This window comes from Arenimonas caeni (assembly GCF_003024235.1).
Classification (GTDB): Bacteria; Pseudomonadota; Gammaproteobacteria; order Xanthomonadales; family Xanthomonadaceae; genus Arenimonas; species Arenimonas caeni.
Genome location: NZ_KZ679084.1, coordinates 44816 through 62934 on the forward strand (window position 1 = coordinate 44816; position 18119 = coordinate 62934).

At 71.9% G+C, this 18119-nt stretch carries 16 protein-coding genes and 1 tRNA gene; 6 read left to right on the plus strand and 11 right to left on the minus strand.

What is annotated here, in order from left to right; all coding sequences use genetic code 11:
* Positions 1-13: 13 nt before the first annotated feature.
* From rimM to ffh, 3 genes are all read right to left on the minus strand, one after another.
* Positions 14-520: a ribosome maturation factor RimM gene (gene rimM / locus C6N40_RS00270; RefSeq protein WP_106989005.1), complete on the minus strand. Its 507-nt coding sequence runs from the start codon at positions 518-520 to the stop codon at positions 14-16.
* 35 nt (positions 521-555) lie between these two features.
* A complete protein-coding gene (rpsP, locus tag C6N40_RS00275; RefSeq protein ID WP_106989006.1) occupies positions 556-810 on the minus strand; it encodes a 30S ribosomal protein S16 in 255 nt (84 codons plus the stop codon).
* Between the two features lie 77 nt (positions 811-887).
* Positions 888-2261, minus strand: coding sequence for a signal recognition particle protein (gene ffh, locus C6N40_RS00280; RefSeq protein ID WP_106989007.1), 1374 nt, complete (start codon positions 2259-2261; stop codon positions 888-890).
* 109 nt (positions 2262-2370) lie between these two features.
* On the opposite strand from ffh, the gene C6N40_RS00285 reads away from it, so the two are divergent.
* Positions 2371-3168 carry a cytochrome C assembly family protein gene (locus C6N40_RS00285; protein ID WP_106989008.1) on the plus strand — a complete coding sequence of 266 codons (798 nt, stop codon included), beginning with the start codon at positions 2371-2373 and terminating at the stop codon, positions 3166-3168.
* Between the two features lie 23 nt (positions 3169-3191).
* On the opposite strand, the gene radA is transcribed toward C6N40_RS00285, so the two are convergent.
* Positions 3192-4589, minus strand: a complete 1398-nt coding sequence (gene radA / locus C6N40_RS00290) for a DNA repair protein RadA (protein ID WP_106989009.1) — start codon at positions 4587-4589, stop codon at positions 3192-3194.
* A gap of 138 nt (positions 4590-4727) precedes the next feature.
* On the opposite strand from radA, the gene lexA reads away from it, so the two are divergent.
* From lexA to C6N40_RS00310, 4 genes are read left to right on the plus strand one after another with little or no spacing between them, the layout of a single operon-like run.
* The gene (lexA, locus tag C6N40_RS00295) at positions 4728-5333 is read left to right on the plus strand and encodes a transcriptional repressor LexA (protein ID WP_106989010.1); all 606 of its coding nucleotides are present in this window, start codon (positions 4728-4730) and stop codon (positions 5331-5333) included.
* Between the two features lie 2 nt (positions 5334-5335).
* Positions 5336-5956 carry a translesion DNA synthesis-associated protein ImuA gene (imuA, locus tag C6N40_RS00300; protein ID WP_106989011.1) on the plus strand — a complete coding sequence of 207 codons (621 nt, stop codon included), beginning with the start codon at positions 5336-5338 and terminating at the stop codon, positions 5954-5956.
* A gap of 12 nt (positions 5957-5968) precedes the next feature.
* Positions 5969-7387 carry a Y-family DNA polymerase gene (locus C6N40_RS00305; protein ID WP_106989012.1) on the plus strand — a complete coding sequence of 473 codons (1419 nt, stop codon included), beginning with the start codon at positions 5969-5971 and terminating at the stop codon, positions 7385-7387.
* Positions 7336-10467, plus strand: a complete 3132-nt coding sequence (locus tag C6N40_RS00310; protein WP_240183424.1) for an error-prone DNA polymerase — start codon at positions 7336-7338, stop codon at positions 10465-10467. Before C6N40_RS00305 ends, C6N40_RS00310 begins: the two co-directional genes overlap by 52 nt.
* Here the strand turns inward: C6N40_RS00310 and C6N40_RS00315 are convergent.
* Positions 10464-11147, minus strand: a complete 684-nt coding sequence (locus C6N40_RS00315) for an SOS response-associated peptidase (protein WP_106989014.1) — start codon at positions 11145-11147, stop codon at positions 10464-10466. The two genes, C6N40_RS00310 and C6N40_RS00315, sit on opposite strands and share 4 nt — an antisense overlap.
* Before the next feature lie 47 nt (positions 11148-11194).
* Positions 11195-11734 carry a hypothetical protein gene (locus C6N40_RS00320; RefSeq protein ID WP_106989015.1) on the minus strand — a complete coding sequence of 180 codons (540 nt, stop codon included), beginning with the start codon at positions 11732-11734 and terminating at the stop codon, positions 11195-11197.
* A 141-nt stretch (positions 11735-11875) separates the two neighbouring features.
* Here C6N40_RS00320 and C6N40_RS00325 point away from each other — a divergent pair, with 141 nt between their 5' ends.
* Positions 11876-12646, plus strand: coding sequence for a hypothetical protein (locus C6N40_RS00325; RefSeq protein WP_106989016.1), 771 nt, complete (start codon positions 11876-11878; stop codon positions 12644-12646).
* A 73-nt stretch (positions 12647-12719) separates the two neighbouring features.
* On the opposite strand, the gene C6N40_RS00330 is transcribed toward C6N40_RS00325, so the two are convergent.
* The 5 genes from C6N40_RS00330 to C6N40_RS00350 all read right to left on the minus strand — a co-directional run bounded on the left by C6N40_RS00330 (position 12720) and on the right by C6N40_RS00350 (position 18099).
* Positions 12720-12795: transfer RNA gene (locus tag C6N40_RS00330), tRNA-Thr, on the minus strand.
* Positions 12796-12832: 37 nt separating this feature from the next.
* Positions 12833-13783, minus strand: a complete 951-nt coding sequence (gene ispH, locus C6N40_RS00335; RefSeq protein ID WP_106989017.1) for a 4-hydroxy-3-methylbut-2-enyl diphosphate reductase — start codon at positions 13781-13783, stop codon at positions 12833-12835.
* Between the two features lie 7 nt (positions 13784-13790).
* Complete coding sequence (gene lspA / locus C6N40_RS00340; RefSeq protein ID WP_106989450.1) at positions 13791-14294, minus strand: signal peptidase II; 504 nt, start codon at positions 14292-14294, stop codon at positions 13791-13793.
* Positions 14291-17083: an isoleucine--tRNA ligase gene (ileS, locus tag C6N40_RS00345; RefSeq protein ID WP_240183425.1), complete on the minus strand. Its 2793-nt coding sequence runs from the start codon at positions 17081-17083 to the stop codon at positions 14291-14293. The genes lspA and ileS overlap by 4 nt, the downstream gene beginning before the upstream one ends.
* A gap of 59 nt (positions 17084-17142) precedes the next feature.
* Entirely contained in the window at positions 17143-18099 is a 957-nt protein-coding gene (locus C6N40_RS00350; RefSeq protein WP_106989019.1) for a bifunctional riboflavin kinase/FAD synthetase, read from the minus strand.
* Positions 18100-18119: the final 20 nt, after the last annotated feature.

Genomic DNA, 18119 nt, shown 5'->3' on the forward strand with positions numbered 1-18119 from the left:
GGCGCGCCCGGGCTCAGAAGTCCGGGTCCCAGTCGACCACGACCTTGCCGGCATCGAAATCGACGGAAACGATGTACTGGCCGGTGACGAAGGGAATCAGCCGTTCGCGTTCACCGGCGACGACCATCACGTCGTTGGCGCCGGTTTCGAACAGGTGCGAGACCTGGCCCAGGGCGACGCCTTCGGTGGTTTCCACCTTCAGGCCCTCGAGGTCGACCCAGTAGTACTCGCCCGGCCCGGGTGGCGGCAGGCGCTCGCGCGGCACCCAGATCTCGGTGCCGTTCATGGCCTCGGCCTGGTCGCGGCTCTCGACGCCCGGGAAGGTGGCGATCACCACCTTGCCGGTGTCGCGGCCACGCACGCCCGTGACCTCGCGCTCGGTGTTGCCCGAGCGCAGGATCCAGGGTTGGTAGCGGAACAGGGCGTCGCGGGGGTCCGTCCAGGAAAGGAGTTTGAGCTCGCCCCGGACGCCGAAGGCGCCGGCGACCCTGCCCAGCAGGATGCGGCGCCCGTTGCTCATGCCAGCTGGCCTCGCGCGGGGCGAGGCCCGGGGCCTCAGGCCGAAGCCTTGGCCGAGACTTCCTTGACCAGCGCGCTGACCTTCTCGGTCAGCTGGGCGCCGTGCGAAACCCAGTGCTTGACGCGCTCGGTGTCGAGCTCGACGCGCTTTTCGTTGCCCTGGGCAACCGGGTTGTAATAACCCAGGCGCTCGATCGAACGGCCGTCGCGCTTGTTGCGCTGGTCGGTGACGATGATGTGGTAGAAGGGGCGCTTCTTGGCGCCGCCGCGGGTCAGACGGATCTTGACCATGTCGGTTTGCTCTGCAGTTCTTGGACGGTGAACCGGATGGCCAGGCCGCCCGGGGAATCGCGGATTGTAGCGGGTTTTCAGCGCCCGGGGAAGCGACCGGGGAAACCGCCGCCCATCATGCCCTTCATGCCCCGGAGCAGGCCCTTCATGCCGCCCTGGGACAGCTTGGACATCATCTTCTCCATCTGCTGGTACTGCTTGAGCAGCTTGTTCACCTCGGCCGGCGTGGTGCCCGAACCGCGGGCCACGCGGGCCCGGCGCGAACCGTTCAGGAGGCCCGGGTTGCGGCGCTCCTTCTTGGTCATGGAATTGATGATGGCCACCATGCGCGGCACTTCCTTGCCGGTGACCTGGTTCTTCACGTGCTCGGGCACCTGGCCCATGCCCGGCAGCTTGTCCATGAGCCCGTGCAGGCCGCCCATGCTCTGCATCTGCTCGAGCTGGTCGCGCATGTCGTTGAGGTCGAACTTCTTGCCCTTGGCGACCTTCTCGGCCAGCTTCGCGGCCTTGTCCTTGTCGACCTGCTGCTCGACCTGCTCGACCAGGCTCAGCACGTCGCCCATGTCGAGGATGCGGCTGGCGGCGCGGTCGGGGTGGAACACGTCCAGGCCGTCGGGCTTCTCGCCCACGCCCACGAACTTGATCGGCTTGCCGGTGATGTAGCGCACGCTCAGCGCGGCGCCGCCGCGGGCGTCGCCGTCGGTCTTGGTGAGCACCACGCCGGTCAGCGGCAGCGCGTCGGCGAAGGCCTTGGCGGTGTTGGCGGCGTCCTGGCCGGTCATGGCGTCGACCACGAACAGGGTCTCGACCGGCTTGACCGCGGCGTGCAGCGCCCGGATCTCGGCCATCATGGCCTCGTCGATCGTGGTGCGGCCGGCGGTGTCGACCAGCAGCACGTCGACGAAGCTCTTGCGGGCGTCGTCGATGGCGGCGCGCACGATGGCCTCGGGCTTCTGGTCGGCACTGGACGGGAAGAACAGCACGTCGACCTGCCCGGCCAGGGTCTTGAGCTGCTCGATCGCGGCCGGCCGGTAGACGTCGGCCGAGACCACCATCACCTTCTTCTTTTTCTTTTCCTTCAGGTGCTTGGCGAGCTTGCCCACGGTGGTGGTCTTGCCCGCGCCCTGCAGGCCGGCCATCAGGATCACCGCCGGCGCCGGCACGTTGAGGTTGAGCTCGGTGGCGGCCGAACCCATCACCGCGGCCAGCTCGTCGCGCACGACCTTGATCAGGGCCTGGCCGGGGGTGAGGCTGGTGAGCACCTCCTGGCCGACCGCGCGCACCTTGATGCGCTCGACCAGGGCCGAGACCACCGGCAGCGCCACGTCGGCCTCGAGCAGGGCGATGCGCACCTCGCGGGTGGCTTCGCGGATGTTCTCCTCGGTCAGCCGGCCGCGCCCGCGCAGCTTCTGCAGGGTGCCGGACAGGCGTTGGGTGAGTGACTCGAACATGGGCCGTGGGTCGTGCGGAAGGGGCGCGAAGTATAGCGCGCCGGGCCGGCCGGCCCCGGCCGGGCGGCGATCGTTATCGCCCCGGCGGGCACTGTGCCAAACTTGAGCGATGTCGGCCCTCGCCTTTGCCCTGATCGCCACCGCCCTGTACGCCCTGGCCAGCCACCGGCTGGCGGGCCACGCACAGGGCCCGCACCCGACGCCGCGGCACTGGCTGGCGCTGGCGCTGCCGGCGCTGGTGCTGCATGCCCTGGTGCACGGCCTGGCCTGGCGCGAGCTGGGCTCGGCCGACCTGCACTTCTTCCCGGCGCTGTCGCTGGTGGGCCTGGGCATGGCCGGCCTGACCACCTTGCTGGGCCCGGCCCAGCGCATCGAGGCGCTGGGCATCATCGTCTTCCCGCTGGCCGCGGCCGCGCTGCTGGCCTACGCCCTGCTCGGCGGCGCCGCGCCCGGCGCACCGCTCGACTGGCGCCTGCAGCTGCACGCGCTGCTCGCCCTGCTGGCCTACGCCACGCTGGCGGTGGCCACGGTGCTGGCCCTGATGCTCTGGTTCCAGGACCACGCCCTGCGCCAGCGCCACCTCGGCGGCTGGGTGCGCCTGCTGCCGCCGCTGACGCAGATGGAAACCCTGCTCTTCCGCACCCTGTGGGCGGGTTTCGTGCTGCTGGGCCTGACCCTGCTGACCGGCGTGCTGTTCGTCGACGACCTGTTCGCCCAGGACCTGGGCCACAAGACGGTGCTGTCGATCCTGTCGTGGTGCGTGCTGGCGGTGCTGCTGTTCGGCCGCTGGCGCTGGGGCTGGCGCGGTCCGCGCGCGGCCAAGCTCACCCTGGTGGCGATGGTGCTGCTGCTGCTGGCCTTCTTCGGCAGCAAGTTCGTCTACGAACTCGTCCTGCACCGGCGCTGAGGCCACTCCTACAAGGGCAGATGCTATTCGGCGGCGGCGTCGAGGGCCTCGGACAGGCGCTCGACCGCGATGACCTCCAGGTTCTTGTAGGCGCCCTTCTTCGGCGCGTTGGCCTTGGGCACGATGGCGCGCCGGAACCCGTGCGTGGCGGCTTCCTTCAGGCGCTCCTCGCCGTTGGGCACGGGACGGATCTCGCCGCTCAGGCCGACCTCGCCAAAAGCGATCGTCTTCTCGGGCAGCGACCGGTCGCGCAGCGAACTCAGCACCGCCAGCAGCACCGGCAGGTCGGCCGCGGTTTCCTGCACACGGATGCCGCCGACGACGTTGACGAACACGTCCTGGTCGAACACGCCCACGCCGCCGTGCCGGTGCAGCACCGCCAGCAGCATGGCCAGGCGGTTCTGCTCCAGGCCCAGGGCGACGCGGCGCGGGTTGGCCAGCGGCGACTGGTCGACCAGGGCCTGCACCTCCACCATCAGCGGCCGCGTGCCTTCGCGCGTCACCATCACCGCGCTGCCCGGCTGGGCCGTGCTCGAGCCGGACAGGAAGATGGCCGAAGGATTGGGCACCTCGCGCAGGCCCTTGTCGCCCATCGCGAACACGCCCAGTTCGTTGACCGCGCCGAAGCGGTTCTTGAAGGCGCGCAGCACGCGGAAGCGGCTGCCCGACTCGCCCTCGAAATACAGCACCGCGTCGACCATGTGCTCGAGCACGCGCGGGCCGGCGATGCCGCCCTCCTTGGTGACGTGGCCGACCAGGAACACCGAGGTGCCGGTTTCCTTGGCGAAGCGGACGAGTTTGGCCGCGCTTTCGCGCACCTGGCTGACCGAGCCGGGCGCGGCGGTGAGCAGTTCGCTCCAGAGCGTCTGGATCGAATCGGCCACCAGCAGGCGCGGCGCCGGTTTGGCCGACGAGGCCTGGGCGAGGATCTTCTCGACGCAGGTTTCCGCCAGCGCATGCAGGTTGTCGATGGGCAGGCCCAGGCGCTGCGCGCGCCCGGCCACCTGGGCCAGGCTTTCCTCGCCGGTGACGTAGAGCGCCGGCCGCTGCGCCGACATCTGCGCCAGCGCCTGCAGCAGCAGGGTGGACTTGCCGATGCCCGGGTCGCCGCCGACCAGCACCACCGAGCCGTCCACCAGGCCGCCGCCGAGCACGCGGTCGAGTTCGCCGATGGTGGTGGAGGTGCGTGATTCCGCCGCCTGGCTCACGTCCCGGAGCGCGGTGATGCCGGCCGCCTCCGGGCGCCCGGCCCAGCCGCCGTGGCGGGCGGTGGCCGGCGCGGCCGCCTTGCCGGCCGTGGCCGGCTCGACCACGAAGGCCGAGAGCGTGTTCCAGGCGCCGCAGTCGGCGCACTGGCCCTGCCACTGGGTGGTGGAGGCGCCGCAGTCGGAGCAGACGTAGGCGGTCTTGGCCTTGGCCATGGGGTCGAAGTCCGTATCGGGGAGTGGAAGGGTAAACCGGCCGCCGTCCCAGCCCGTGAGACAGGCCCGCGACAGGCTGTCGGGGAACCGCCGGCCGGGGCACTGGCCGGACACAGGAATACCACATATATTTGTGCCATGGATACCCTCACCGACCGCCAGCAGGCCATCCTCGGCTTCGTCACCGCCCACGTGGCGCGCGAAGGCATGCCGCCCACCCTGGCCGAGATCGCCCGGGAATTCGGCTTCCGCCAGGCCCGCTCGGCGCAGGCGCACCTGCAGGCCCTGGAGGCCAAGGGCGCGCTGGTGCTGCTGGCGGGCAAGTCGCGCGGCATCCGGCTCACGAACCCGCCGGCGCCCCCGGGCGGGCTGGCGCTGCCGGTGCTGGGCGCGGTCGCCGCCGGCCAGCCCATCGGCGACGCCGAGTTCGAGGGCCAGCTGCTGCTCGACCGCGCCCTGTTCTTCCCGCGCCCCGACTACCTGCTGCGCGTGCGCGGCGACTCGATGCGCGACGACGGCATCTTCGACGGCGACCTGATCGCCGTGCACCGCACGCCCGAGGCCACCGACAACCAGATCGTGGTGGCGCGGCTCGACGGCGAACTCACCGTCAAGCGCCTGCGCCGGCGCCGCGACCGCATCACCCTGCTGCCGCGCAACCCCGACCACGCGCCCATCGAGGTGCCGGCCGGCGCCGTGTTCGCCATCGAGGGCGTGTACTGCGGCCTGGTGCGGCGGGGCTGAGCATGGGCGCCGTCCTGTCCCTCGACACCCTGCTGGCCCAGCGCCGGCTCTGGCGCGGCCAGCCCGGCGGCCGCGCCGAGGCCGCGCGCGAGCCCACCGGCCATGCCGCGCTCGACGCCGCCCTGCCCGGCGGCGGCTGGCCCGAGGCCGCGCTCACCGAACTGCTGCTGCCGGCCGACGGCGTCGGCGAACTGGCGCTGCTGCTGCCCACGCTGGCGCGGCTCACCCGCGCCGGCCGCGACATCGCCTGGGTCGACCCGCCCTACCGGCCCTACGCGCCGGCGCTGGCGCGCGCCGGTCTCGACCTCGCCCGCCTGCACGTGGTCGACACCGGTGGCCGGCAGTCGGCCTGGGCGCTCGAGCAGTGCCTGCGCAGCCAGGCCTGCGGCGCCGTGCTGGGCTGGCCGCGCCAGGCCGACGACAAGACCCTGCGCCGGCTGCAGGTGGCCTGCGAAACCGGGCAGGCGCTGGGCTTCGTGTTCCGGCCGCTGTCGGCGGCGCGCAACGCCTCGCCGGCGGCGCTGCGCCTGCAGCTGGAAACCGGCGGCGTGCGCGTCCTCAAGTGCCGCGGCAGCCATCCGCCTGCGTCGCCGGTGCCCTGGGCGCCGGCGCTTGCCCACTGATGCCGGCGCGCCGTGCTCTGGGCCGCCATCCACCTGCCGCGACGGGCGCTCGACGCCGCGCTCCGGCGCCAGCCTGACCCCGCCGCCCCGCTGGCACTGGCCGACGGGCCGCCGCAGCGGCGCGTGGTGGTGCAGGCCAATGAAAACGCGGCCGCCGCCGGCGTGCACCCGGGCCAGCCGCTGGCGGCGGCGGTGGCGCTCTGCCCCGGCCTGGCCACCCTGCCCTTCGACGCCGCCGAAGCCAGCCGCCTGCTCGACCTGGCCTGCGCCTGGGCCTACCGCTATTCCGGCCAGGTCTGCCGCGACGAAGCCGACACGGTGTGGCTGGAGGTGGGCGGCAGCCTGGGCCTGTTCGGGCCCTGGCCGCGTTTCGAGCGCCTGCTGCGCGACGACCTGCGCGAACTGGGCCTGGCGCACGCGCTGGCGGTGGCGCCGACGCCGCTGGGCGCGCTGTGCCTGGCGCGGCACCGCGACGGCCTGGCGGTGCGCGACACGGCGCAGCTGCGGCGTGCGCTCGACGCCCTGCCGCTGGCGCTGGCGCCGTTCGCGCCGGCCCAGCGCGAGGCGCTGGCGGCGCTGGGCGTGCGTCGCCTGAAGCAGGTGTTCGCGCTGCCGCGCGCGGGGCTGCGGCGGCGCTTCGGCGCCGGCCTGCCCGAACTGCTCGACAAGCTCACCGGCGACGCGCCCGACCTGCGCCCGTGCTACCAGCCGCCGGATTTTTTCGAAGCGCGCTTCGAGTTCGACGACGAGATCCGCTACCACACCGGCCTGCTGTTTCCGCTCAAACGCCTGGTGGGCGACCTGTGCGCCTTCCTGGTCGGGCGCGACGGCGGCGTGCAGCGCTTCGAGCTGGTGTACGAACACGAGCTGCGGCCGCCGAGCACGCACGTGGTCGGCGCGATGGCGTCCGAACGCGACCCGGCACGCTTGTTCGAGCTGGCGAAGCTGGTGCTCGAGCGCGAATCGATCCCGGCGCCGGTGCGCGCCTTCGGCCTGCGCGCCACCGAGCTGCCGCCCTTCGTGCCGGCCGGGCGCGACCTGTTCGAGGCGCGGCCGGCCGGGGCCATGGACTGGCCGGCGCTGCAGGCGCGCCTGCAGGCGCGGCTGGGCGACGAGGCCGTGTACCAGTGGGCGCCGCATGCCGACCCGCGCCCGGAACACGCCCAGCGCCGGGTGCGCTCGCTGCGCGGCCGCTGCCTGCTGCCCCCGCCGCTGCCGCGCCCGACCTGGCTGCTCGAACGGCCCATCCCCCTGCGCGGGCCGGCGCCCGAGTTGCTGGCCGGGCCCGAGCGCATCGAAGCGGGCTGGTGGGACGGCGACGACGTGCGCCGCGACTACTACGTGGCACGCACCGCCGAAGGCCAGCGCGCCTGGGTGTTCTGCGCCGCCGGCGAGCGCGGGCCGTTCATGCTGCACGGCTGGTTCGCGTGAGCGCGCCCGCTTATGCCGAACTGCACTGCCTGACGCACTTCAGCTTCGGGCGCGGCGCGTCGTCGGCGCGCGAACTGTTCGAGCGCGCTAAGCAGCAGGGCTACGCCGCGCTGGCGATCACCGACGAGGCCACCCTGGCCGGCATCGTGCGCGCCTGGGAAGCCGCGAAGGCCACCGGGGTGCCGCTGATCGTGGGCAGCGAACTGCGCCTGGCCGACGGCCTGCGCTGCGTGCTGCTGGTGGAGGACGACGCCGGCTACCGGCGCCTGTGCGAACTGATCAGCCTCGGCCGCCGGCGCAGCGCCAAGGGCGAGTACCGGCTGCAGCGCGCCGATCTCGACGGCGACACCGGCGGGCTGCTGGCGCTGTGGCTGCCCGGCGCCGAGCCCGACGCCGGCGAGGGCGAGTGGCTGCGCGAGCGCTTCCCGGGCCGCTGCTGGCTGGCGGTGGAACTGCACCGTGGCCCCGACGACGACGCGCGGCTGGCGGCGCTGCAGGCGCTGGCGGCGCGGCTGGGCCTGCCGGCCGTGGCCGCCGGCGACGCGCACATGCACGCGCGCGGCCGGCGCGCGCTGCAGGACGTGCTTACCGCCACCCGCCACCACCTCACCGTGGCCGGGGCCGGCGCACACCTGTTCCCCAACGGCGAGCGCCACCTGCGCACGCGCCGGGCGCTGGCGGCGATCTATCCACGCGAGCTGCTCGATCAGACCCTGTGCATCGCCGCGCGCTGCCGCTTCGAGCTGGGCGACCTGCGCTACCAGTACCCGCACGAACTGGTGCCGGACGGACACACGCCCACGAGCTGGCTGCGCGTGCTCACCGAACGCGGCATGGCGCGGCGCTGGCCCGGGGGCACGCCGGAGAAGGTACGGCGCCAGGTCGACGAGGAGCTGGAGCTCATCGCCGAGCTGCGCTACGAGGCCTTTTTCCTCACCGTGCACGACATCGTGGTGTTCGCGCGCGGCCAGGGCATCCTCTGCCAGGGCCGCGGCTCGGCGGCGAACTCGGCGGTGTGCTTCGCCCTGGGCATCACCGAGGCGGACCCGGCGCGCATGAACCTGCTGTTCGGGCGTTTCTTGTCGAAGGAGCGCAACGAGCCGCCCGACATCGACGTCGACTTCGAGCACGAGCGGCGCGAGGAAGTCATCCAGTACGTCTACCGCAAGTACGGCCGCGAGCGCGCCGCGCTGGCCGCCACCGTCATCTGCTACCGCGGCAAGAGCGCGGTGCGCGACGTGGCCCGGGCCCTGGGCCTGCCGCCGGACCAGGTGGACCAGCTCAGCCGCTGCTTCGCCTGGTGGGACGGCGAAGCGCCGGTGGAGGAGCGCCTGCGCGAGCGCGGTTTCGACCCGGAGGCGCCGGTGCTTCGGCGGGTGCTGGCGCTCACCCGCCAGCTGCTCGACGCACCGCGGCACCTGAGCCAGCACGTCGGCGGCTTCGTCATCTCCGACCAGCCCCTGCACCACCTGGTGCCGGTGCAGAACGCGGCCATGCCCGAACGCACCATCATCGAGTGGGACAAGGACGACCTCGAGTCGCTGGGCCTGCTGAAGGTGGACTGCCTGGCCCTGGGCATGCTCACCGCAGTGAGCAAGTGCCTGGCCCTGCTGCGCGAACACCGCGGCCGCGAGCTCACGCCCGCCACGATCCCGGCCGAGGACCCGGACACCTACGCCATGATCCGGCGCGCCGACACCATCGGCGTGTTCCAGATCGAGTCGCGGGCGCAGATGGCCATGCTGCCGCGGCTCAAGCCGCGCACCTTCTACGACCTGGTGATCCAGGTGGCCATCGTCCGGCCCGGGCCGATCCAGGGAAAGATGGTGCACCCCTACCTGCAGCGGCGGCAGGGCCTGGAACCGGTGGATTACCCCTCCAGGGCACTGGAGGAAGTGTTCCGGCGCACCCTGGGCGTGCCGCTGTTCCAGGAGCAGGTGATGCAGGTGGCGATCGTCGCCGCCGGGTTTTCCGCCGGCGAGGCCGACGAACTGCGCCGCGGCATGGCGGCCTGGAAACGCCGCGGCGGCCTGGAGCATTTCCGCGAGCGGCTGTTCGCCGGCCTGGCGAAGAATGGCTACGACACCGACTTCGCCGAACGCATCTTCGAGCAGATCCGCGGCTTCGGCAGCTACGGCTTCCCGGAATCGCACGCCGCCAGCTTCGCGCTGATCACCTACGTCAGCTGCTGGCTCAAGTGCCACGAGCCGGCGGCCTTCACCTGCGCGCTGATGAACTCGCAGCCGCTGGGTTTTTATTCCAACAGCCAGCTGGTGCAGGACGCGCGTCGGCACGGCATCGCGGTGCGGCCGGTGGACGTGCGCCACAGCCACTGGGACAACACGCTTGAGCCCTGGCCGGGCGATGCCGCCCGGCAGCCGGCGCTGCGACTGGGCCTGCGCGAGGTGGCCGGGCTGGCGCGTGAAGCCGGCGAGCGCCTGGTGGCCGCGCGCGCGGCGCGCCCCTTCGACGACGTCGCCGACCTGTGCCACCGCGCCGGCCTGGACGAACGCGCGCGCTCGCTGCTGGCCGAGGCCGGCGCCCTGCGCGGCCTGGCCGGGCACCGGCACCGGGCGCGCTGGGCCGTGGGCGGCGTCGAGAAACAGCTGCCGCTGTTCGCCGCCTCGCCGGCCGAGGATGCCGTGCAGCTGCCGGTGCCCAGCGCCGGCGAAGACCTGCTGGCCGACTACGCCCGGCTGGGCCTGACGCTCGGACCGCACCCGCTGGCCCTGCTGCGCCGGCAGCTGGCCGCGCGCCGCTACCGGCGCTCGCGCGAACTGCGCGAACTGCCGAACGGCAGCCGGGCGCGCGCCGCCGGCCTGGTGACGATGCGCCAGCGCCCGGAGACCGCCGGTGGCACCACCTTCGTCACGCTCGAGGACGAAGACGGCATGGTGAACGTGGTGGTCTGGCGCGACCTGGGCGAACGCCAGCGCCGGGTGCTGGTCGAATCGCGCCTGCTCGGCGTCGAGGGCCGCTGGGAAACCCTGGACGGCGTGAGCCACCTGATCGCCAGCCGCCTGCACGACGAAAGCGCGCTGGCCGGCCAGCTCGACAGCCGCTCGCGCAACTTCCGCTAGCCGGCGTCCTCGAGCGGCTCCACCAGCGACGGCCCCTGGTTGCGCGGGTTGCCCACCGCCGGCCCCACCGGCGTGATGCGCAGCGCCGTCACCGCCGGCTGCAGCAAGGCCGCCGCCTCCGCCGCCGGGGCCCGCAGCCAGGCCTCCCAGGCCTCGGCCGGCAGCACCTGCGGCTGGCGGTCGTGCACGCGCCGCACCTCGCCCATGGCCTCGGTGGTGACGACCGTGTAGGTCGCCACGGATTTTCCTTCCGCATCGGTCCAGCGCGACCACAGGCCGGCGAGCATCATCGGGTTGTGGCCATCGGCCGAGCGCAGGAAGTACGGCTGCTTGCGCTTGCCGCCCAGGTCCACCCACTCGTACCAGCCGGTCACCGGCGCCAGGCAGCGCTGGCCGTGGCGCCAGGCGTCGCGGAAGGCGGGCTTTTCCGCCAGCGTCTCGGCGCGCGCATTGACGGTGGAGTAGCCGATCTTCGGGTCCTTCGCCCAGTGCGGCAGCAGCCCCCAGCGCATCGACTCCAGGCCCGGCCCGCCGGCACCAGCCACCACCACCGGATTCACCTGACTGGGCGCGATGTTGTACTGGGCGAAGCCCGCCAGCGGATTGACCACGTGCTCGACGAAGCCGGGCACCAGGTTGCCCGGGCTGAAGGGGCCGAACAGGGCGTAGCGCGCGCACATGCGCGCAGTCTAGCCCTGCCCGGCAGCCCACGTGCACGGGCCGGGATTCACTCATCGATGGATGAGCCGCAGTCGTTGCTGCGCTCCTGCTGGTATTCCACCATCACCCAGCTGCCGTTCCTGCGCACGTAGACCGCCGTGGTGCGCTTGCCGCCCTCGCAGGACTCGATGACCATGATCGAGCCCTCGCGGCCGGTGGTACCCGGCAGCGGGTCGACGCAGCCCACCTCGGTGCAGACCGAGGGCAACACTGGCGCCTGCCAGGCCCCCGGCCCGGCCGGCACCTGCTCGCAGTGGCGCGACTCGATGCTGACCGTGAACGAGAGGCGCCCGAGCGGCGGCCGCTTCGGATCGAGCACCCGCGCACCCGGCGCCGGGCTGCCCAGCGCCGTTTCCAGATGCGCCCGCACCAGCTCGTAGTCGGCGTCGGCGCGGGTATAGACCTTGTGCCAGGACTCGCTGACGCAGCGCTGCAGCGGCGAGGCCTCGGCACGCGCGCCCGCCTTCGCGGCCTGCGCCATCGGCGCCACGGCCAGCCCCACGCCCGCCAGCAGCAGGCCCGCCATGATCGAATTGAACGTGTGCATCGTTTCCCTCCCAGTCCCGGATCGGACGAGCACAGCCTGCCGGCGCCGGCGGCACGGGGGCGTAGGAAAACGGCGGAACGAGGGATACGAAGGGCGATCGGCTGGCGCTATAGTCGGGCAGGTCCTCCAGGGCACCACCCCATGAATGCGCGCCACGTGGTCCTGCTGCTGCTTCTCGCGCCCGGTCTTGCCACCGCACGGAACTTCACTCCGGTCGCCGGCGAGGGCCAAACCCTTGAATACGAGAACGGGCAGCCTTTCATCCTCATCGAGCGGCCCGGGTTCGCGGTGGCGATCGCGTTCGAGCCGGACGGCAGGCGGCGAGGCTGGGTCAACCTCGGGGTCCTGAATCGATCGGAGGCCCCGCTTCTGGTCTCCGATGACGCCATCAGCGCCAGCCAGGGCGCACGCCGGCTTCGAGTGCTGGGCTACGAGGACCTGCTCAAGCGGCAGAAGCGCCGGGAGATGTGGGCCACCATCGGAACGGCACTGCTTGCTGGCATGAACAGCTACAGCGCCAGCCAGGCCGGCCACACCAGTTACAGCGGCACTTACCAGGGAAGCTCGGCGAGCACCCTCTACGGCAACGGCGGCACGACCTATGCCTCGGGCACGAACTCGGGATACTACTCAGGCAGCTACTACGACGCCGAGGCCGCCGCACGGGCACAGGCGGAGGCTGACCAGCAAAATCGCGAACTGATCGAGCAGACACTCGCCAACGCGGAGTATCAAAGGGCTTCGCTGGACGCACGCGCGCTGCAGGCCACCACCCTCGGGCAGGACGAATCCGTCATGGGCGGAGTGATGGTGGTGTTGCCGGGAAAGAGACGGGGCGGCGCCGAGTTCACAGTGAACATCCGGATCGGCGACCAGCAAGAGCAGGTGACGTTCACCGAGTCGATCGACTGAGCGTAAGGCCCGGCCGGCGCCGGAAAGAAAAAGGGGCTGCGCGCCAGAAAGCACCGCAACCCCTTGATTTTCTTGGTGCCGGAAACAGGAGTCGAACCTGCGACCTACGCATTACGAATGCGCCGCTCTACCAACTGAGCTATTCCGGCGTGAGGCGCGGATTCTAGGCTTTCAGGGCCCGGCCGGTCAATTTACCAGCTGGATCCGCAGCTCCTTGGGCAGGGCGAAGACCACGTCCTCGGGCTTGCCTTCGAGGTGCTCGACGCCGGTGGCGCCGAGCTCGCGCAGCCGCGCCACCACGCCCTGCACCAGCACCTCGGGCGCCGAGGCGCCGGCGGTGACGCCGACCCGGGCCACGCCGGCCACCCAGGCCGGGTCGATGCACTCGGCGCCGTCGATCAGGAAGGCGCGGGCGCCCTGCTTCTCGGCCAGCTCGCGCAGGCGGTTGGAGTTCGAGCTGTTCACCGAGCCCACCACCAGCACCACCTCGCACTGCCCGGCCAGCACGCGCACGGCGTCCTGGCGGTTCTGGGTGGCGTAGCAGATGTCGTCGTGCTTCGGGCCCTGGATGGCCGGGAAGCGCGCCTGCAGGGCGGCGATGATCTCGGCCGTGTCGTCCACGCTGAGCGTGGTCTGGGTGGTGTAGGCCAGGTTGTCGGGCTGCGTGGGCTGCAGCGTCGCCACGCCGGCGACGTCCTCGACCAGGTGGATGTGGTTGTGGCCGTGCTCACGGCGCCACTGGCCCATGGTGCCCTCCACCTCCGGGTGGCCGGCGTGGCCGATCAGCACCACGTCGCGGCCGGCACGGCAGTGGCGCGCGACCTCGATGTGCACCTTGGTCACCAGCGGGCAGGTGGCGTCGAACACCTTCAGGCCGCGGCGCTCGGCCTCGGCGCGCACGGCCTGGGAAACACCGTGGGCGCTGAAGATGACGGTGGCGCCGGCCGGCACCTCGTCGAGCTCCTCGACGAAGACGGCGCCGCGCTGGCGCAGGTCCTCGACCACGAACCGGTTGTGCACCACCTCGTGGCGCACGTAGATCGGCGCGCCCAGGGTTTCGATGGCGCGGTTGACGATCTCGATGGCGCGGTCGACGCCGGCGCAGAAACCGCGGGGGTTGGCGAGCAGGACGTCCATGGCGCGATTATCCGTTTTTCCCGGCGTCCGGCGCGTGCCGGAAGCTGAACACGACCAGCCCGATGGCGCCGCCGACGATGCAGGCATCGGCCACGTTGAAGGCCGGCCAGTGCCACCCGCCCACGTACCAGTCGACGAAGTCGACCACGTAGCCGAAGCGCAGGCGGTCGATGACGTTGCCGATGGCGCCGGCGATGACCAGCGCGTACGGCAGCGCCGTGCGCCAGTCGCCGCGCGGCGTGCGCGCCAGCCAGAAGGTCAGGCCCGCGCTGATCACCAGCGCAAGCACCGTGAAGAACCAGCGCTGCCAGCCGCCGGCGCTGGAGAGGAAGCTGAAGGCGGCGCCGTAGTTGTGCACCAGCGTCCAGTTCCAGAAGCCGTCGATGAAGGCCACCGGGCGCGCGTACTCCAGCGACGCCGTCGCCAGCCACTTGGCCCACTGGTCAAGCACCAGCAGCACGCCCGACAGGCCCAGCCAGGGCAGCGCGTTGGGCGAGGGACGCGACATCAGAACCACCGCCGGGTTTCGCCGGCGCCGTTGACGTTGTCGACGCAGCGGCCGCACAGCTGCGGGTCGTCGGCATGGCTGCCGACGTCGGCGCGGTAGTGCCAGCAGCGCACGCACTTGCCGTGGCCGGTCGAGGTGGCATGCACCCAGGGGCCGGCGCCCTCGCCTTCCGCGCCAGGGCGGCCGGCCACCGGCTTGAGGTCGAAGCGCGAGGTGATGAAGAAGAAGCGCAGCTCGTCGGCCACGGGCGCGAAGCGCGACAGCGTGGCCTCGTCGGCGTACACGTCCACCTCGGCCTCCAGCGAGGCGCCGATCGCACCGTTGGCGCGCATCGGCTCGAGCACCTTGCTCACTTCCTCGCGCAGGCCCAGCAGGGCGTCGAAGTCGGCCGCCGACAGCGCGGCGCCGGCCGGCAGCGGCGCCAGCCCGTCGTACCAGGTGGTGAACAGCACGTGGCCCTCGCGCTGGCCCGGCAGGTGCTGCCAGATCTCGTCGGCGGTGAAGCTCAGCACCGGCGCGATCCAGCGCACGAAGGCTTCGGCGATGCGGAACATCGCGCTCTGCGCCGAGCGGCGGCCGTGGCTGTCGCGCGGCATGGTGTACAGGCGGTCCTTGGTGACGTCCAGGTACACCGCGCCCAGGTCGTTGGTGCAGAAGTTCTGCACCGCGGCCACCACGGCGGCGAAGTCGTAGGCGTCGTAGGCCGCGCGGATCTTCTGCTGCAGCTCGAAGGCGCGGTGCACGGCCCACTGGTCGAGCAGCAGCAGCTGGTCGTTGGGCAGCAGGTGCGCGGCCGGGTCGAAGCCGTGCAGGTTGCCCAGCAGGAAACGCGCGGTGTTGCGGATGCGGCGGTAGTTGTCGGCGCTGCGCTTTAGGATGTCGTCCGAAACCGACATCTCGTTGCGGTAGTCGGCCGAGGCCACCCACAGGCGCAGCACGTCGGCGCCCAGCGCGTCGTTGACCTTCTGCGGCTCGACCACGTTGCCGATCGACTTGGACATCTTGCGGCCCTGCGCGTCGACGGTGAAGCCGTGCGTCAGCACCGCCTTGTACGGCGCCGCGCCGTCCATCGCCACGCCGGTGAGCAGCGAGCTCTGGAACCAGCCGCGGTGCTGGTCGGAACCCTCGAGGTAGAGGTCGGCGGGCTTGCGCAGGCCATCGCCGGCACGCGCGGCCAGCACCGCTTCGTGGGTGACGCCGGAGTCGAACCAGACGTCGAGGATGTCGGTCACCTTCTCGTAGTCGCCGGCCTCGGCGCCGAGCAGCTCGGCGGCGTCGAGCTCGAACCAGGCGTCGGTGCCCTGCTGCGCCACGCGGTCTGCGACCGCGTGCATCAGTTCCACCGAGCGCGGGTGCGGCTCGCCGCTGACCTTGTGGATGAACAGCGTGATCGGCACGCCCCAGGTGCGCTGGCGGCTGATGCACCAGTCCGGGCGGCCCTCGACCATGCCGGCGATGCGCGCCTGGCCCCAGTCGGGCACGAACTGCACGCCCTTCACCGCCGCGAGCGCGTCGCGGCGCAGGTGCGCCTGCTCCATCGAGATGAACCACTGCGGCGTGGCGCGGAAGGCCACCGGCGACTTGTGCCGCCAGCAGTGCGGGTAGCTGTGCTCCATCTTGCCCGAGGCCAGCAGCACGCTGCGCTCACCCAGCAGGTTGGTGATGAAGTCGTTGGCCTTCCAGATGTACTGGCCTTCCACCAGCGGCGTGCCCGGCAGGTAGACGCCGTTGCCGCCGATGGGATTGAGCACGGGCTGCTTGTACTTCTCGAGCAGGCCGTACTTCACGCCGACCTGGTAGTCCTCCTGGCCGTGGCCGGGCGCCGTGTGCACGGCGCCGGTGCCGGCGTCGGTGGTGACGTGCTCGCCGAGCAGGATGGGGATCTCGCGCTCGTAGAACGGGTGGTGCAGGACCATGCCTTCGAGCGCGGCGCCCGCGGCGCGGCCCAGCACCACCGGCGACGCGACGCCGTAGCGCTTGAGCGCGTCCTCGTGCAGCGCCTCGGCCAGCACCAGCAGCACGCGCCGGCCGGCGCGCGCCGGGCCTTCGACCAGCACGTAGTCGATTTCCGCACCCAGCGTCACCGCCAGCGAAGCCGGCAGCGTCCAGGGCGTGGTGGTCCAGATCGGCACGGCGACGAGGGCGTCGCCGGCGTCGGCGCCGAACTTCGCCGCAAGGGCCTTCGGGTCGTGGGCGTCATAGGCCACGTCCACCTGCGGCGACACCTTGTCGGCGTACTCGATCTCGGCCTCGGCCAGGGCCGAGCCGCAGTCGAAGCACCAGTGCACCGGCTTGACGCCGCGGGTCAGGTGCCCGCGCTCGACGATCTTCGCCAGCGCCCGCAGCATGTCGGCCTCGAAGCTGAAGTCCATGCTGCGATAGGGATGGTCCCAGTCGCCCAGCACGCCCAGGCGCTGGAAGTCCTTCGACTGCCCGGCGATCTGCTCGGCGGCGTATTCGCGGCACTGGGCGCGGAACTGCGCGGCGTCGAGCTTCTGCCCGACCTTGCCGTGCTTCTTCTCCACCACCAGTTCGATCGGCAGGCCGTGGCAGTCCCAGCCCGGCACGTAGGGCGCGTCGAAGCCAGAGAGCAGCTTCGACTTCACCACCAGGTCCTTGAGGATCTTGTTCACCGCATGGCCGATGTGGATCGAGCCGTTGGCATACGGCGGGCCGTCGTGCAGCACGAACAGCGGCCGGCCCGCGGCCTTCTCGCGCACGCGCTGGTAAAGGCCCTGCTCCTTCCATGCGGCCAGCATGCCCGGCTCGCGCTTGGGCAGGTCGCCGCGCATCGGGAATGCCGTCTCCGGCAGGCTGATGGTGTGCTTGTAGTCCTTGCCGCCGTTCTCGCTCACGCCGTCACTCCGCGTTCTTCCCTGTCTTGGCGCAAAGCGCGCCGGGCCTGCCGGGCATCCTCGTCCATCTGGCGCACCAGGGACGGCAGGTCGTCGAATTTCTCTTCGTCGCGCAGCTTGGCGACGAACTCCACCTCGATGCGCGATCCATAGAGGTCGCCATCGAAGTCGAACACATGCGCCTCGAGCAGGGGCTCGACGCCCTGCACCGTCGGCCGCGTGCCCAGGCTGGCCACGCCGGCGCGCGGCGCGGGGCCGATGCCGTGCACCCAGACCGCGAAGATGCCGCCCAGCGGCGCCTTCCTCCCGGCCAGCCGCAGGTTGGCCGTAGGGTAGCCGAGCTGGCGGCCGAGCTGCTTGCCGCGCACCACCTTGCCGGCGATGGCGTAGCGCCGGCCCAGGGCCTCGGCGGCGGCCCCGAGGTCGCCGGCGGCCAGGTGCGCACGCACCGCGCTGGCCGAAACCCGCCCGCCGCCGTCGGCCACCACCGGCACTTCGGCGGCCCGGAAGCCGTGCCGTTCGCCCAGGGCCTGCAGCAGGCCCAGGTCGCCGACGCGGCGGTGGCCAAAGCGGAATTCGGGGCCGACCCAGACTTCGCGGGCCGACAGCCGGTGCACCAGCACCCGCTCGACGAAGGCCTCGGCGGACATCGCCGCCATCGCCGCGTTGAAGCGCAGCAGGCCCACCGCGTCCATGCCCAGCCGGCACAGGCCCTCGAACTTGGCGCGCGGCAGCAGCAGCCGGGCCGGCGGATCGGCCGGGGCGAAGTATTCACGCGGCAGGGGTTCGAAACTCAGCGCCACCGCGGCCAGGCCGGCGGCGCGCGCACGCGCGCGCACGTGGCCGACCAGGGCCTGGTGGCCCCGATGGAGGCCGTCGAAGGCACCGATGCAAACCACGCTGCCCTGCGGGCAAGCAGGCTTGCCCTCGACGTCCCGGAACAGCTTGTTCATCCGGAAATTATAGCCGGCAC

Excerpts from the sequence above, each read along its gene's own strand:
- radA (WP_106989009.1), bottom strand. The coding sequence starts at position 4,589 with ATGGCCAAGGCCAAGACCGCCTACGTCTGCTCCGACTGCGGCGCCTCC.
- ispH (WP_106989017.1), bottom strand. The coding sequence starts at position 13,783 with ATGGACGTCCTGCTCGCCAACCCCCGCGGTTTCTGCGCCGGCGTCGAC.
- lexA (WP_106989010.1), top strand. The coding sequence starts at position 4,728 with ATGGATACCCTCACCGACCGCCAGCAGGCCATCCTCGGCTTCGTCACC.
- ileS (WP_240183425.1), bottom strand. The coding sequence starts at position 17,083 with ATGCGCGGCGACCTGCCCAAGCGCGAGCCGGGCATGCTGGCCGCATGG.
- C6N40_RS00320 (WP_106989015.1), bottom strand. The coding sequence starts at position 11,734 with ATGCACACGTTCAATTCGATCATGGCGGGCCTGCTGCTGGCGGGCGTG.
- ffh (WP_106989007.1), bottom strand. The coding sequence starts at position 2,261 with ATGTTCGAGTCACTCACCCAACGCCTGTCCGGCACCCTGCAGAAGCTG.
- imuA (WP_106989011.1), top strand. The coding sequence starts at position 5,336 with ATGGGCGCCGTCCTGTCCCTCGACACCCTGCTGGCCCAGCGCCGGCTC.
- C6N40_RS00325 (WP_106989016.1), top strand. The coding sequence starts at position 11,876 with ATGAATGCGCGCCACGTGGTCCTGCTGCTGCTTCTCGCGCCCGGTCTT.
- C6N40_RS00315 (WP_106989014.1), bottom strand. The coding sequence starts at position 11,147 with ATGTGCGCGCGCTACGCCCTGTTCGGCCCCTTCAGCCCGGGCAACCTG.
- rimM (WP_106989005.1), bottom strand. The coding sequence starts at position 520 with ATGAGCAACGGGCGCCGCATCCTGCTGGGCAGGGTCGCCGGCGCCTTC.
- rpsP (WP_106989006.1), bottom strand. The coding sequence starts at position 810 with ATGGTCAAGATCCGTCTGACCCGCGGCGGCGCCAAGAAGCGCCCCTTC.
- C6N40_RS00285 (WP_106989008.1), top strand. The coding sequence starts at position 2,371 with ATGTCGGCCCTCGCCTTTGCCCTGATCGCCACCGCCCTGTACGCCCTG.
- C6N40_RS00350 (WP_106989019.1), bottom strand. The coding sequence starts at position 18,099 with ATGAACAAGCTGTTCCGGGACGTCGAGGGCAAGCCTGCTTGCCCGCAG.